Source organism: Corallococcus sp. bb12-1 (assembly GCF_026626765.1).
Classification (GTDB): Bacteria; Myxococcota; Myxococcia; order Myxococcales; family Myxococcaceae; genus Corallococcus; species Corallococcus terminator.
Map to the genome: position 1 here is coordinate 363,955 of NZ_JAPNJZ010000015.1, position 14,591 is coordinate 378,545.

The 14,591-nt window shown below is 69.8% G+C and carries 13 protein-coding genes; 6 read left to right on the top strand and 7 right to left on the bottom strand.

Features of this window, described 5'->3' with window-relative positions; translation table 11 throughout:
• Window positions 1-20 precede the first annotated feature (20 nt).
• The 7 genes from truB to rimP form a co-directional block, all read right to left on the bottom strand.
• On the bottom strand, window positions 21-884 hold the full coding sequence (truB, locus tag OV208_RS18795) for a tRNA pseudouridine(55) synthase TruB (protein ID WP_267575213.1): 864 nt from the start codon (window positions 882-884) through the stop codon (window positions 21-23).
• Between the two features lie 10 nt (window positions 885-894).
• Window positions 895-1,254 (bottom strand): 30S ribosome-binding factor RbfA, encoded by a 360-nt coding sequence (rbfA, locus tag OV208_RS18800; protein ID WP_120541437.1) that lies wholly within the window; start codon window positions 1,252-1,254, stop codon window positions 895-897.
• Entirely contained in the window at window positions 1,251-1,850 is a 600-nt protein-coding gene (locus tag OV208_RS18805; RefSeq protein ID WP_267575214.1) for a DUF503 domain-containing protein, read from the bottom strand. Before OV208_RS18805 ends, rbfA begins: the two co-directional genes overlap by 4 nt.
• A gap of 123 nt (window positions 1,851-1,973) precedes the next feature.
• Window positions 1,974-5,165, bottom strand: a complete 3,192-nt coding sequence (gene infB / locus OV208_RS18810) for a translation initiation factor IF-2 (RefSeq protein WP_267575215.1) — start codon at window positions 5,163-5,165, stop codon at window positions 1,974-1,976.
• A gap of 120 nt (window positions 5,166-5,285) precedes the next feature.
• The gene (locus tag OV208_RS18815) at window positions 5,286-5,582 is read right to left on the bottom strand and encodes a YlxR family protein (protein WP_147448841.1); all 297 of its coding nucleotides are present in this window, start codon (window positions 5,580-5,582) and stop codon (window positions 5,286-5,288) included.
• Window positions 5,583-5,601: 19 nt separating this feature from the next.
• The gene (gene nusA / locus OV208_RS18820; protein WP_267575216.1) at window positions 5,602-7,302 is read right to left on the bottom strand and encodes a transcription termination factor NusA; all 1,701 of its coding nucleotides are present in this window, start codon (window positions 7,300-7,302) and stop codon (window positions 5,602-5,604) included.
• Between the two features lie 65 nt (window positions 7,303-7,367).
• Complete coding sequence (rimP, locus tag OV208_RS18825) at window positions 7,368-7,853, bottom strand: ribosome maturation factor RimP (protein ID WP_267575217.1); 486 nt, start codon at window positions 7,851-7,853, stop codon at window positions 7,368-7,370.
• Window positions 7,854-8,061: 208 nt separating this feature from the next.
• On the opposite strand from rimP, the gene OV208_RS18830 reads away from it, so the two are divergent.
• From OV208_RS18830 to OV208_RS18855, 6 genes are all read left to right on the top strand, one after another.
• Window positions 8,062-8,865, top strand: coding sequence for a carbon-nitrogen hydrolase family protein (locus tag OV208_RS18830; RefSeq protein ID WP_267575218.1), 804 nt, complete (start codon window positions 8,062-8,064; stop codon window positions 8,863-8,865).
• A gap of 220 nt (window positions 8,866-9,085) precedes the next feature.
• Window positions 9,086-9,388 (top strand): FecR family protein, encoded by a 303-nt coding sequence (locus OV208_RS18835; protein ID WP_267575219.1) that lies wholly within the window; start codon window positions 9,086-9,088, stop codon window positions 9,386-9,388.
• Window positions 9,385-10,233 (top strand): peptidoglycan-binding protein LysM, encoded by an 849-nt coding sequence (locus OV208_RS18840; RefSeq protein WP_267575220.1) that lies wholly within the window; start codon window positions 9,385-9,387, stop codon window positions 10,231-10,233. The genes OV208_RS18835 and OV208_RS18840 overlap by 4 nt, the downstream gene beginning before the upstream one ends.
• Before the next feature lie 24 nt (window positions 10,234-10,257).
• Complete coding sequence (locus OV208_RS18845; protein ID WP_267575221.1) at window positions 10,258-11,970, top strand: HD domain-containing phosphohydrolase; 1,713 nt, start codon at window positions 10,258-10,260, stop codon at window positions 11,968-11,970.
• A 106-nt stretch (window positions 11,971-12,076) separates the two neighbouring features.
• Window positions 12,077-12,418, top strand: coding sequence for a DUF971 domain-containing protein (locus OV208_RS18850; RefSeq protein WP_267575222.1), 342 nt, complete (start codon window positions 12,077-12,079; stop codon window positions 12,416-12,418).
• Between the two features lie 25 nt (window positions 12,419-12,443).
• Window positions 12,444-14,564, top strand: a complete 2,121-nt coding sequence (locus OV208_RS18855) for a protein kinase domain-containing protein (RefSeq protein WP_267575223.1) — start codon at window positions 12,444-12,446, stop codon at window positions 14,562-14,564.
• The last annotated feature ends 27 nt before the right edge of the window (window positions 14,565-14,591 follow it).

The following is a 14,591-nucleotide window of genomic DNA, read 5'->3' on the forward strand; positions in this document are numbered from 1 at the left end:
TCATGCGAGCGGGTGGCCACTCAGAGGAAGACCCGCAGGTAGCGCAGCCGCCCGCCCACCACCTCGGCCATGGCGAGCAGCGCGTCATCCGGGCCCAGCACGCGCACCTTGCCCGGCTGGGGCGCGACCTCCACGGGGACGCCGTGCGACACCCGCTTCGCGTCCTCCGCGCCCACCCGCACCAGGGGCAGGTCCGTCAGCGCGTCGCCCAGCGACACCAGCCGCCCCGCCACGGTCTCCCGCGACAGCGACGCCAGCTCCCCCAGGGGCAGCGCGCGCGACAGGTTGAAGGGACCGCTCGCGGTGCGCCGCAGGGCCTCCAGGTGCGCCCCACAGCCCAGCGCGCGGCCAATGTCGTACGCGAGCGTGCGCACGTAGAAGCCCTTCGAGCAGCGCACCGACAGCGTCAGCCGGTCCGCGGAGAAGTCGCGCAGCACCAGTTCGTACACCGTCACGGTGCGGCTGGCGCGCTCCACCTCTTCGCCCGCGCGCGCCAGTTCGTACAGCCGCTTGCCGGCGATCTTCACCGCCGAATACATGGGCGGCACCTGTTCGAAGGTGCCCCGGAAGGGCGCGAGCACCGCCTCCAGCACCGTGGCCGTCAGGGGCGGCACCGGCGCTTCCGCCGTGGGCTTGCCCTGGGCGTCCTGGGTGTCCGTCTCGGTGCCAAGGCGCACCACCGCGTCGTAGGCCTTGTCGCCTTCGGTGATGTAGCCCGCCACCTTGGTGGCTTCCCCCAGGCACACCGGCAGCACGCCGGTGGCCATGGGGTCGAGCGTGCCGGTGTGGCCCGCCTTCTTCACCTTCAGCAGGCTGCGCACCTGGCGGACCACGTCGAACGACGTGGGACCGAGCGGCTTGTCGATGACGAGGACGCCGTCCATGACCTGGGTTCTACCAACCTTCCTTGCTGCGCACCTCCCGCAGGAGGCGGTCGATCTTGTCGCCCTCTCCCACGGAGGCGTCGAAGGCGAAGAAGACCTCCGGGGACACGCGCAGCTTGACGGCGGACGTCACCGCGCGGCGCACGAAGGGCTTCGCCGCATCCAGCCCTGCCTGGGTGGCCTTCTTCTCCTCGTCGGTGCCCATCATCGAATAGAAGACCTTCGCCACGCGCAGGTCGGGCGACACCTTCACGCCGGTGATGGTGATGAAACCGATGCGCGGGTCGCGCAGCTCCCCCCGCGTCAGCAGGGCGCCAATGGCCGCCTGGATTTCCTGCCCCACGCGCTCGGGTCGTGAATGCGTCGTCATTTCTTCTCCCAATCTCGCGGGTTGCGCAGCGCACGGGCACGGGCCCTCGCGTCGTCCAGCGTCAGGTTTCCACTTTCGGCGGCAGGCCGGGAAGCCCCCGGGGCCGCGCCTTCATGCCGCTGATCCCAGGAGCCCAGCCCTTCGGCCTCCGCCAGCGACCGGTCGCTGCGCAGGAAGCGGGCAATGGCCGCCTCCGAGTGCGCGTGCGCAGCCTCGGGCGACAGCCCCGCCTCCGCGTCCAGGTCCTCATCCGGCACCTTCGCCGGAGCCCGGAACATCCCCGCGCCGCTGTCCGGATGGAGCTGGTCCCCAAAGGCGAGGATCTCCGTCTCCCGGGCCATCAGCGGCGCGACGTACATCTCTTCGATGAAGTGGATGATCTTCTCCAACTGCTCATCCACGTGGCGGCGCTCGTTGCCTACCACCGCCAGCGCGACCGACGCCTTCTGCCAGAGGTCCTGGTCATCCACCTCGGCGACGGCCACGTTGAAGCGGGCCTTCACCCGGTCCGTCACCCGGCGGAGCACCTGCCGCTTGGACTTCAGCGAGGCGCTCTCCGGAATCTGGAGGGTGAGGCGTGCGACACCCACGAACATAAAGGTCCCCCAGGCCGGCAGCGGCGCGACGCGTCAACCGCGCGCGCCGACCGCCGGCACATCGTCATTCCCCCGGAGAAGGTGGGGCCTTCCCGGGGGTCCGTCGAGTGCGTACCGCGGGGCTCAGGAGAGGCTCTGACGCGTCTCCTCGATCTCGTAGGCCTCGATGATGTCGCCGGCCTTGAGGTCGTTGAAGTTCTCGATGCCGATACCGCACTCGAAGCCCTGCGCGACCTCCTTGACGTCGTCCTTGAAGCGACGCAGCGACGCCATCTTGCCGGAGAAGAGCTGCTTGTTCTCGCGCATGAGGCGCACGAACGAGCCGCGCTTGATGACGCCGTCCAGGACGGCCGCACCGGCGATGGTGCCCAGCTTGGGCACGTTGAAGGTGTTGCGCACTTCCGCACGGCCCAGCTTGCGCTCGGTGCGGATGGGCTCCAGGAGGTTCTCCATCTCCAGGCGCACACCGTCGATGAGCTCGTAGATGATGGAGTAGCTCTGCAGCGTGACCTGCTGGACCTTGGCAGCGGCCTCGGCACCGGACTCCGGCTTCACGTTGAAGGCGAGCACGACGCCCTTGGAAGCAGCGGCGCGCATGACGTCCGTCTCGGTGACGGCGCCCACGCCCGCGTCGATGATGACCACCCGCACCTTGTGCGTGGTGAGCTTCTCCACCGCCTGGCGCACTGCCTCCGCCGAACCCTGCACGTCCGCCTTGATGACGACGCGCAGTTCCTTGGGACCGCCGCCCGCCTTCGTCTTGGCGAACAACTGCTCCAGGGACTCGCGGCTGACCTTGCTGAGCTCCTGCTGACGATCCTTCATGCCGCGGTGGTCGGCGATCTGCTTGGCCGCCTTCTCGTCCGCCACCACGTTGATGGCATCACCCGCGGTGGGCACGCCGGACAGACCGATGACCTCCGCGCAGTAGCCCGGCTTCACTTCCTTCACGGACTCGCCACGGCTGTTGTTCATGGCGCGGACGCGGCCGTAGTGCGTGCCGGTGACGATGGCGTCGCCCAGCTTGAGCGTGCCCTCCTGCACCAGCACCGTGGCCACGGGACCGCGGCCACGATCCAGCTTGGCTTCCACGATGGCGCCCACGGACGGACGGGTGGGGTTGGCCGTCAGCTCCAACACCTCCGCCTGCAGCGCCAGGTTCTCCAGGAGGAGGTCCAGGTTCTGCTTCGTCTTCGCGGAGACGGGCACCATGATGGTGTCGCCGCCCCACTCTTCCGGGACCAGTTCGTGGCTGGCCAGGTCCTTCTTCACGCGGTCCAGGTTCGCGCCCGGCACGTCGACCTTGTTGATGGCGACGACGATGGGCACTTCCGCCAGCTTCGCGTGCTTGATGGCCTCGATGGTCTGGGGCATCACGCCGTCGTCCGCGGCCACCACGAGCACCACGATGTCCGTCACGTTGGCGCCACGGGCGCGCATGGACGTGAAGGCTTCGTGACCCGGCGTGTCCAGGAACGTGACGTCGCCGCGCGCCGTCGTGACGCTGTACGCGCCGATGTGCTGGGTGATGCCGCCCGCCTCGCCCGCGGCCACACTGGCCTGGCGGATGGCGTCGAGCAGGGACGTCTTGCCGTGGTCGACGTGGCCCATGATGGTGATGACCGGCGGACGGGGACGCTCGTCCTCCACCTTGGCCGCGACCTCCGGCAGGTAGTCCTCCACCTCGAAGCCCACGCGCTCCACCTTCCAGTGGTAGTCGGTGGCGATCAGCTCCGCGGTGTCCGCGTCCAGGATGAAGTTCGCGGTGGCCATCTTCTGCATGGCCATCAACTTCTTGATGAGCTCCGTGGTGCGCACACCCATGCGCTGGCCCAGGTCGGACACGCTGATGCCCTCCTGGAGCTTGATGACCTTCTTGTCGTCGGCCATCTGGGTGATCTGCGTCTTGGCGCCCTTCTTGGTCGGCTTGCGCTTCTTGCCACGGATCGGAATCGCGATCCGGCCCCAGACCATGTCGGACAGCTCCTGCTTCGACACGGTCGTCGTCTCAGGCCCCCCCGTGCGCTTGCGCTGGCCACGCTCCTTGTTCTTGGAGACGTCCACCAACTCGCGGCCGCGACCCAGGTGATCCGGGACGACCTTGTACTCACGCTTCTCGGTGCCGAGCGCCGTGCGGCCCGGGGCCATGGGGTACTGCTTGGCCTGGGTCGTGGTCGGCGTGACGCGGCGGACCTGGATGAGCGGGCGCGAGATGACCACGGCCTGGGTGGCCGTGGGGCGCGCCTGGGCGCCCGGCGTGGGCGCGACCTGGGCGTGCGGCACGCCGCCCACCATGATGGTCGGACCGCTGGGCTGCACGGGGGCCCCCGCGGCGCCCGGAGGCGGCGAGGACGGACGCACCGGACCCGTCTGGCCCGGACGCGCCTGCATCGGCGGCCCACCCGGACGGCTCTGCATCGGCGGCCCACCCGGGCGGCCCTGCATGGGCGCGCCAGGACGGCTGCCCGGCCCGCCAGGGCCTCCCGGACGACCGCCCGGCCCGCTCGGACCACCGGGGCGGCTGCCCGGAGGACCACCCGGACGCCCACCCGTGGAACCCGGACGCTGCACGTAACCGGGACCTCGGGAGATGACCGTCGCGGACGTCGACGTGGAAGGCGTCCGTGCGGTGGGCGGAACCGGCGAGCGCGTAGGGGGGTTGGGCAAGTGGGTGCTCTCCTGAGCAGGGGTGCGCGGTGTCGCCGGAGCCTGGGTCGGCGCGGCGGCCCGCGGCGTCTCCACCACGGCCGCGGTCGGCGGAGTGGAAGGCGGCGTCACGGGCTGGGTGGCGGAAACAGATGCGGTCGTCGCCGGGGTCTCGGGGGCGGACGGCGCCTCCGGTGCGGCGGGGGTGGCGGAGGCTTCCGTGGGCGCGGCCGTCACGGCCGGTGCCTCCGGGGCGGCATGCGCCTGGGGAGCCTGCTCCACGGCAGCGGGAGCGGTCTCCATGGCGGAAGCCTGGGCGGCCTCCGTCTGCTCGGACTGCTCGTACGAGGTGTCGGGATTGTCGTAGCCCTGGTCGTTCGACTGGGCGTAGGCGTCCTGGGCCTCCGTGTGGGTGGCACCCGCGGGCGGACCCACCCGACGGCGCACCACGAACCCCTTGGCGGCGACGGGCGCGGCGGCCTGCTTCGGCTTGCGCTTGTCCAAAATCTTCTGGACCGCGGCAGTGGCCTGGTCGTCATCCAGAGAGGACGAGTGGCTCTTGACGTCGTAACCCAGCCCAGAGAGCTCGGTCACGACCTCCTTGTTGTCGAGCTCAATCCCGTGGCTCTTGAGCTCCTTGGCGATTTCGTGAACGCGCTTCTTCGACATACCTTGATTGGCCTTCTGCTCCGCCAGCGACGAGGCCGAGCACCCTAGTCCAAAGCCGAAATTGTGTGCGAGTGGTGCTTAACAGCCACCTTCCCCCGCAACCTCTCCACCCACCCGCCCTCACTCCCAAGCCTGTCCGAGCTGCAACGGGTCAACCTGCCCCGCCTTGCCTCGGAAGGCCCTGCCCAGCGCCTTACGCTTGAGCGCTGCCGTCAAACAACCGGCACCGCACAGGTACGCCCCCCGCCCTGGCAGCCTCCGCCGCCTGTCCGCCACCACGCCGCCCTGGGGACCTACCACGAACCGGGTGAGTTCCGCCTGTGCCTTGCGCGAACCGCACCCGACGCAGGTCCGGACGGGACCTGACGTCGTGATTTCAATCGGATGTATCCCAGGCCGTTTCGTTGCGCGGCGCATCTCCCCGTCCCCCGTGAGCTTACGGTGCCTTGGCCGCTTCCGCGCCCTCCGAGCCGCCGGCCGATGCCAGCAGACTCCTCTCCGCGTTCAGTTCGGCGCGGAGCTTGACCTCTTCCACAAGGTAGTTCTCGGCCGCGCTCTTGAGCTGGCGGGCCTTCTTGATGCCCACCCCTGGCACGTCGCCCAGGCGGGTGAGGTCCTTCTCGTTCGCGATGTCCTCCACCGTGCGATAGCCGGCGAGGATGAGCTGCTCGATGGTCTTCTCGCCGACGCCGCGCACGCGCGCCATGCGCTCCGGCTGGGACAGCTCGTCCGGGTGGCGACGGGCCTCGGCCAGCCGGGCCTGCTCGCGCTCGTGGTCCATGCGCGACAGCTCCTGCTGGTCCTCGACCATGCGCTTGCGCGCCTCCTCCTGCATGGAGGGGATGCGAGCGGGGTCGATGCCGGGGATCTGCGCCAGCATCTCCGCGTTCGCGTCCGCCACGTCCCGCGCCTGTCGGAAGCCGTGGGCGTAGAGCGTCTCCACCAGCATCTCGTTGACGCCCGGCAGCGCGCCCAGCGAGCGGCTCGCGAACTCGCGCATCTCACGCACGCGGCTCTCGCTGTTGATGTCCAGCTTCCAGCCCGTCAGCTGGGCGGCCAGGCGCACGTTCTGCCCGCGCCGACCGATGGCGAGCGAGAGCTGGTCGTCCGGGACGATGAGCTCCATGGCGTGGTTGGCCTCGTCGATGATGACGCGGCTGACCTCCGCCGGGGCCAGGGCCGAGCACACGAAGCGGGCCGGGTCCTCGTCGTAGGGGACGATGTCGATCTTCTCCCCGCGAAGCTCCTGCACCACCGCCTGCACGCGGCTGCCCTTCATGCCGACGCACGCGCCCACCGGGTCCACGTCCGAGTCGCGGCTGGACACGGCGATCTTCGCGCGGCCACCGGGCTCGCGGGCCGCCGCCTCGATGACGACGATGCCTTCGGCGATCTCCGGCACCTCCATCTCGAAGAGCTTGGTGAGCAGGTTGACGGACGCGCGCGACAGGACGATCTGCGGGCCCTTGGACTCGCGCAGCACGTCCAGCACGTAGGCCTGGACGCGGTCGCCCGGGCGGTAGGTCTCACGCGGGACCTGCTCGCGCACGGGCAGCACGGCTTCCGCGCGGCCCAGGTCCACCACGATGTTGCCGCGCTCGAACCGGCGGGCGATGCCCGTCACGATCTCGTTCTTGCGGTCGCGGTACTCGTTGAAGACGTTCTCGCGCTCGGCGTCCCGCGTGCGCTGGAGGATGACCTGCTTGGCCGTCTGGGCCGCGATGCGGCCGAAGCCGCGGCGGAAGGTCTTCAGCCGGAGGATGTCCCCGTACTGGTCGTCCTGGGCCTTGGCCTCCGCAGCGTCCTCGTCACGGTAGAAGATCTGGAAGACGAGCTCGTCTTCAGCTTCGACCTCCATGCCCTTCTTGTGGGCCTCTTCCATGGCGATCTGGTTGACCGCCTGGATGGGGTCGACGATCTGCTCGACGACGGTGATGGCCTGGAACAGCTCCACCACGCCCTTGTCCGGGTCGTACTTGGCCTCGAGGTTGCGCTCCTGGCCAAAGTGCTTCTTGGCCGCGGTCTTCATCGCGTCTTCGAGGGTCGCGATGAGCACAGCCCGCTCGATGCCCTTGTCCTTGGCGACCTGGTCCAGAACGAGGTTGAGGTTGACGGCCGGGTTGGCTGGGGTTGCCATGACGTTCTCCTAAAATGGGTCCACGGGCGGCCCTGGCGCGATCAGGGTCCCCTGTATGTCGACAACTAGAACTCGAACTCCAGATTGGCCTTGGCGATGTCCTTGAAGGGGATGCGGAAGTTGCCGCCCCCTTCCACGTCCACGGAAATGGCGTCGGCCGCCACGTCGGTGAGCGTTCCGGCGAAGTTCTTTCGCGGAGGATCGCCCAACGGACCGAAGGTCTTCACCTTGACCTTCTGTCCCTTCACCCGCTCGAAGTGCGCCGGCTTCCTCAACGGCCGGTCCACCCCGGGGCTGGAAACCTCCAGGTTGTATTCCTGGGGGATGAAGTCCTCCACGTCGAGCACCAGTTCCACGGCGCGCGACGCCTGGGAGCACTCTTCCAGACCGACCCGGCCGCCTGGCTTGTCGATGAACAACCGCAACACCCAGCCCTCACGCTCGCGGACGTACTCCAGGTCCACCAGCTCCAGGCCTTCGTTCGCCACGATGGGGTCGAGCAGCGTCGCCGCCTTCTCTTCCACCGTCTGTTTGATGTTCTTCGACTCCATACCGGGATGCAGGTCTCCAAAAACGCGAAAAGCGGGCACGGCGGCCCACTTTTCGATGTCGTGCGTCGAAAAATGTCGGGGCGTCCGTAACACACGCCCCCTCGGGGTGTAAAGGAAGGACACACCCCGAGGCGCCTGATCAACGCGGCCCTGGATTGAAGGATTCCCAGGGGTTCGCGAGCCCCCCGGTGGCGTTATAACGGCCGCCATGCACCTCATCGCCGCCGCCCAGATGGTGTCCACCGCGGACAAGGGCCACAACCTGGACGTGGCTGCCCGTCTCGTGCGCCAGGCCGCTGCCCTGGGAGCCCGCCTGGTGGGCCTGCCCGAGAACTTCTCCTGGATGGGCCCGGAGCCCGAACGCGCCAGCGCCGCCGAAGCCCTGGACGGCCCCACGCTCAGCCGGATGGCGGACCTGGCCCGGGAGACGAAGCTCACCCTGCTCTCCGGCTCCATCCTGGAGGAAGGCGCGCCCGGTGGCCGGCTCTACAACACCAGCGTCCTGTTCGGCCCGGACGGCGCGCGGCTCGCGGTGTACCGGAAGATGCACCTGTTCGACGTGGATGTGGGTGATGGTGCCACCTATCAGGAGTCCGCGGCGGTGGCGCCGGGGACGGAGGTGGTGGCGGCGGACACGGAGGTGGGACGGCTGGGGCTGAGCGTCTGCTACGACCTGCGCTTCCCGGAGCTGTACCGCCGGCTGTCCAAGGACGGGGCGACCCTGCTGGCGGTGCCGGCGGCTTTCACGATGATGACCGGCAAGGACCACTGGGAGGTGCTGCTGCGCGCCCGGGCAATTGAGAACCAGGCGTACGTGCTGGCGCCGGCCCAGGGCGGGCGGCACTCGGCCCAGCGGCTGACGTACGGGCACGCGATGGTGGTGGACCCGTGGGGGCTCGTCACGGCGCGGGCCTCCGAGGGCGAGGGGCTGGCGGTGGCGCCGGTGGACCCGGAGCTGCAAGCACGCATCCGGCGCAATCTTCCATGCCTGGCGCACCGGCGGTTGGACTAGGCGAAAGCGCGTCCGGGGCGGCCCCCTTTCCGGGGGCGCTTTGGGGTTAGACTCCCGTCCCACGGTGGTGAACAGAAGACGCTGGCCTCCCCTGTTGCTCATGGTCGCACTCGCGGCCCTCCCTCCCGGCTGCACGGCCGATGAGAAACCGCGTGGGCCCACGGAAGCGCCGCTTCCGTCCCCGGTGCCGCGCGCGCACCTGCGGGATTTGACGGGGGATGTGCAGATCAAACGCGCGATCGCCGACGAGTGGAGCGCCGCCCGGAACGAGCTGCCCCTGTACGAGAACGACAAGGTGCGCACCGAGTCCGGGGCCAGTGCCCAGGTGGTGTTCGCCAACGGCAGCGCGGTGCACCTGGGGGGCGATTCCCTGGTGGGAATCGCGGAGAGCAAGCTGCGCACGGATGTCACCGTCCTTCGGGGACGGGTGGATGCCACGCTGGAGAAGCCGGCCACGCAGTCCTTGTCCGTCACCACGCCATCCGCCACGGTTCGGGCTGGCAGGAAGATCGAGTTCCAATGAAGGCCGCCCTCTGGCTCAGCGCATGGATGGGGCTGTCCGCGGTGCCGTCGGCCCCGGCGGTGGTGGGACGCGAACCCGCGGAGCCCCCCGCCCTTCGCGGCAGCGGGGGTTCGGGGACCCCGACGAAGTCGCCGGGCGCGGAGCCGCAGACGGCGCTCAAGGCGCTGGAGATGTCGCGCGCGGCGGTGAAGGCCGCCCCGGAGGATGCGCGTCGCCGCGAGGCGGAAGGCCGGCTGAAGGACGCCGAAACGCACTTCCAGCAGGCGCGCTATGCGGACGCGCTGCACAAGGCGGACGAGGCCTGGGCGCTGCTCAACCCGCCCCAGCCCTCCCTCTTCACGGTGGAGGTGGGCAAGGATGGTGGCACCACCACCGTCACCCACCGCCAGGGGCCGCCCGTCACGGTGGAGGCCCAGCACGCCACCCGCATCCTCGCGAAGGGCGAGTCCGTACGCGTGCAGCAGGGCACCGTCCTGCCGGAGCCGCCCTCCGCGCCCCAGCCGGTGCAGCCCACGGACAAGTACCGCTTCACGCTGAAGCCGTCGGCCGGAGGCCTGCTGGGGCCGGTGACGCTGTCGTGGGCCGCGGTGGAGAGCGCCACGCGGTACGAGGTGGAGGTCATCGCGGAAACGGTGGAGGCGGGCCCCCTGCCCCTGCCCGTGCGCGAGGTGCTGGACGCCCGGAAATGGGCGTTGCCGGCGCTGCCAGCGGGCCGTTACCGCTGGACGGTGACGGCGGTGAGCCCGGGACAAGGCCGGTCCGTCCCTTCTCCGGCACGGCGTTTCGAGCTGGCCGCGGATGCGCTCGAACTCAACATCAAGGTGAAGGACGGCTGGCAGAAGTAGCCAGTCGGTGAGGAGCGACCGCCCGTGCGTCTTTTCAAAGCCATCCTCCTGCTGATGCTCGTGGTCAGCATCATCCCCACGGTGATGGTGGGCTGGTTGTCGGTGTCCCATACGCGCGAGCTGCTCATCCGCGACGCGCAGGAGCTGGCGCAGGAGCGCGTGAAGCAGCTGCGGCTCAAGGCGGAGCGCTTCCTGGAGGACCCCACGGAGATGGTGGTGGGGCTGTCCAGCGTGCCGGGCGGCTTCTTCACCCTGCCGCGCGACACGCAGCGCTCGCACATCGCCGCGGTGCTCAACCAGCGCCAGGAGGTGCTGGCGCTCACCGTGTTCGGCGCGGACAAGCAGCGGCAGCCGGGCCTGCAGGCCTTCGCGGTGCACGACATGGCCCCCAGCGCGGTGGCCGAGCACGAGGAGCGCGCCCGGGCCCTGCTCGACGCGGGACTCACCGGGGTGCGCTATTCGGACGTGGTGGCGTCCCCGGGCGGCGGTGGCCCGGTGGTGACGCTGGCGTTCCCCGTGGGCGACCCGGTGCAGGGCTACATGGCGGCGGACCTGACGCTCGCGGGCCTGCGGCAGATGCTGGCGCAGGAGCGCGTGGGCAGCACGGGGTTCGCGTATCTGGCGGACCGGCACGGACGGCTCATCACCGGCGGCGGAGACCTGGGCGCGGTGGGTGAGGACGTGTCGAAGCGGACGCCGCTGGCGCATCTGATCAAACAGCGTGAAGGCTCGCCCGACACGGAGCTGTTCCACGTGGGCAACTTCGGCGAGGGACGCGACGCGGTGGTGGCGGCGTACTCCGTGTTGCCGGAAGCGGGCTGGGCCATCGTGTCCGAGCAGCCGGTGGAGCATGCCTACCGGCAGGTGGAGACGATGGAGCGGCGCATCCTGGCGGGCCTGGGCGGCGCCATCCTGGTCGCGCTGGTCCTGGCGGCCATCTTCTCCCGCAACCTGACGCAGCCCTTGAAGACCTTCATGGCGACGTCGATGGAGCTGGCGCGCGGCAAGTTCGGCGTGGAGGTGAACCTGCGCCAGAAGAACGAGCTGGGGGAGCTGGCCCAGACGTTCAACTACATGAGCAAGCAACTGCTCGCGTACGACATGGAGACGCGCGGCCTCTACGAGAGCCTGGAGAAGGGCTACCTGGAGACCATCGTCGCGCTCGCCAACTCCATCGACTCCAAGGACGCGTACACGCGCGGCCACAGCCAGCGGGTGGGCGACGTGGCGGTGGAGATCGGCAAGGAGATGAAGCTCACCGAGCGCGAGCTGCGTCAGCTCCAGTACGGCGGCATCCTCCACGACATCGGGAAGATTGGCATCGTGGAGAGCATCCTCACCAAGCAGTCCCGGCTGACGGACCAGGAGATGGCCACGATGCGCGAGCACCCCGCCATCGGCGACGCCATCATCGGGCCGGTGACGTTCCTGGGCCCGGTGCGCGCGTGCGTGCGCCACCACCACGAGCGCTGGGACGGCACGGGCTACCCGGACAAGCTCAAGGGGGAGTCCATCCCGCTGCTGGCGCGCATCGTGGCGTGCGCGGACACCTTCGATGCGTGCACCTCCACGCGCCCGTACCAGAAGGCCATGCCGCTGGAGAAGGCGATGGAGATTTTGGACAACCTGAGCGGCGCGCAGTTGGACCCCAAGGTGGTGCTGGCCCTGCGCGCGGTGCTCGCCCAGCGGGGCGTGCGAGTGGAAGGTCACCGGCAACCGGTCAAGCTGGCGTCCTGAGCGCATTCCGTCCGCGCGCCTTGCTCCGGCGCGTGGCGAGGCCCCCACCCCGCCGGAAGGATGGTAGGGAGGGGGCTTCCTGCCCAAGACTCTGGAAGGTGGATCGGTGAGCAACTTCTGGGACCGCATCAAGCCCGCGGCCAAGCCCATCAGCGCGACGGACGCCAAGCTGTCGCCCGACGGTGAGGCCCTGACGCTCACGTGGGATGACGGCGTGACAACGACCGCCACCGCGCAGGTGCTGCGTCAGCAGTGTCCGTGCGCCGCGTGCGTGGACGAATGGACGGCGAAGCGCACGTTGGATCCCGCGCAGGTGCCCGCGAACCTGCGCGTGTTGCAGATGCAACCGGTGGGCAACTACGCGCTCGCGTTCGTCTTCAGCGACCAGCACAACACCGGCATCTACCCGTGGAAGCACCTGCGCGACATCACCCAGTCGCAGGGCTGAAGCCTTCAGCCCCCTGGAGCACTTCGTGACTTCGCGCTATCGGCTGCTGCAACCACTGGCCACGGGAGGCATGGCGGAGTTGTTCCTGGGGGTGGCGAAGGGCGCGGAGGGCTTCGAGCGCACCGTGGCCATCAAGCGCGTGCTGCCGCACCTGGCGCGCGAGCCGGGCATCGCGAGCATGTTCGTCGCGGAGGCGCGGCTGTCCATGCTGTTGCAGCATCAGAACATCGTCACCGTGCACGACGTGGGCGAGGGCTCCGAAGGGCTCTTCCTGGTGATGGAGCTGGTGGATGGGTGGGACCTGGGCGCCATCCTCCGGGCGGTGAACCGGCAGGGCCTGCGCATCCCGCCGCACCTGGCCGTGTTCATCGCGAGCCAGGCACAGGCAGGGCTCCAGCACGCATACCGACGCCAGCACGACGGACAGCCGGTGATGACCGCGCACCGGGATGTGTCCCCGTCCAACCTGCTGGTGTCCCGTGAAGGCGAGGTGAAGGTCACCGACTTCGGCATCGCGCGGCTGGAGGGCATCTCGCGCACGGAGCCCGGGGCCTTCAAGGGCAAGGTGCCCTATGCCGCACCGGAGGTGTTGCAGGGAGAGCCCGCCACGGCGCTGAGCGACCAGTTCTCACTGGGGATCATCCTGTCGGAGCTGCTCGCCGGGCAGCACCCGTTCGGTCCGGCCGCGGAGCCGGTGGCGGTGGCGTACTCCATCCTCAACCGGGCGCCCGCGTCGCTGCCGGACGTGCCGGCATCGTTGGCCACGCTGGTGCTGCGCATGCTGTCGCGCGATCCGACGAACCGTTTTCCGGAACCGGAGGATGTGTCCGAGGCGCTCGCGCGGTGGCTGGCGCAGACAGGCGAGCCCGCGTCGTCGCATGCCCTGGCCACGTTCCTGCGCGGGGTGCGGCTGCCTCCGTCCGTGGGAGAGCTGGCCCGGGCCGCGGCCCAGCAGGGCGCGCAGGCACCGTCCGTGTCGTTCGTGACGTCCAACCCGGAGCCTCGCCAGGGTGCGGAGGCCTCTTCCGTTCCGTTCGCGGCGTCCGTCGGGCATCGCGAGGGCGTGGGTCCGAAGGGGGGCTCAGGGACGGCGGCTTTCGGCTCGGGCGGAGCACCGTGGAAGGCAGCGGGGCCGGCGTCCGTGCCCGTGAGCGCAGAAGAAGAGGAGCCCTGGAGCCCGAGCCCCGGCGGCGTGGCGCTGTCCGCTTCGGGCGAGGTGGTCCATGCCTGTGCGCTGTGCGGTTTGGCCCTGGCTTCGCTCGATTCGCCCTGTGAGGCGTGCACGCAGGGGCCTGCTTCATCGCCCTGGAGTTCCGCCACCGAGACTTCGAGCGCCGTGGGCATTCCTTCCGCGCATGGACGTTCAGCAGCATCGCGGGTGTCACCTCCTGACGCTTCGGCTTCGTCTGGCGGAAACGCTTCGGGTCATGGCGTGCCTGGAGGCGGCTCGCAGGGCCGGATGACACCGGGTGCTTCGGGCCCGGGAGGCACTGGGAGCGGAGCGCCAGGCAGGACAGCTCCCGGAGGTGTGGCTTCCGCTGGACGCCCTTCCCTCGGCGTCACCTCCGGCGGTGCGCCCCGGGGCTCACCTTCAGGTGGTGGAACATCCGCGTCGGGCGCTTCCTCCGGCCCCCGCGTGGACAACGCAGCGCCGTCCTTTGCCGCGCAGTCGCTCGCGGACATCGATGAGGCCGCTCCCAGGAACCGCCCCAGCATCCAGCAGGCGGGCTCGGGCGACCTGGAGCTCGAAGACCGCGCTCCCCGGCCGGAAGGCACGTCGTGGGAGCTGGAGCCCCCTGCCTCCGCCCTTCCCCGCGGGCGTGGACGGTGGGGACTCGCGGTGGCGCTGTTCACCGTCGCCACGGTGCTCGCGGGGGGCGTGGTGTTCTTGTGGCCGCGCTACGAGGCCCAGGTGATGAACACCCTGCGCGGCGGCCAGACGCCTGCCCTCACCATCCGCAGCGAGCCTTCCGGGGCGAAAGTGATGGTGGACGGCGTGGACATGGGCGTGACGCCGCTGGTGATGGACAACGCCTACCCGGCGCGCTCCATCCCCGTGCAGCTCAAGCTCCGGGGACATCGCACGTGGACGGGCTCGTTCATGGGCGGCATGAAGGCGGACGTGGACGCGCAGCTCTCACGCTGACGTCCGCCGTTCCGCCCTTCGCCGGGG

Coding starts and splice junctions, on each gene's coding strand:
- rimP (WP_267575217.1), bottom strand. CDS start 7,853: ATGGAGTCGAAGAACATCAAACAGACGGTGGAAGAGAAGGCGGCGACG.
- rbfA (WP_120541437.1), bottom strand. CDS start 1,254: ATGACGACGCATTCACGACCCGAGCGCGTGGGGCAGGAAATCCAGGCG.
- nusA (WP_267575216.1), bottom strand. CDS start 7,302: ATGGCAACCCCAGCCAACCCGGCCGTCAACCTCAACCTCGTTCTGGAC.
- OV208_RS18840 (WP_267575220.1), top strand. CDS start 9,385: ATGAAGGCCGCCCTCTGGCTCAGCGCATGGATGGGGCTGTCCGCGGTG.
- infB (WP_267575215.1), bottom strand. CDS start 5,165: ATGTCGAAGAAGCGCGTTCACGAAATCGCCAAGGAGCTCAAGAGCCAC.
- OV208_RS18830 (WP_267575218.1), top strand. CDS start 8,062: ATGCACCTCATCGCCGCCGCCCAGATGGTGTCCACCGCGGACAAGGGC.
- OV208_RS18815 (WP_147448841.1), bottom strand. CDS start 5,582: ATGCGCCGCGCAACGAAACGGCCTGGGATACATCCGATTGAAATCACG.
- OV208_RS18805 (WP_267575214.1), bottom strand. CDS start 1,850: ATGTTCGTGGGTGTCGCACGCCTCACCCTCCAGATTCCGGAGAGCGCC.
- truB (WP_267575213.1), bottom strand. CDS start 884: ATGGACGGCGTCCTCGTCATCGACAAGCCGCTCGGTCCCACGTCGTTC.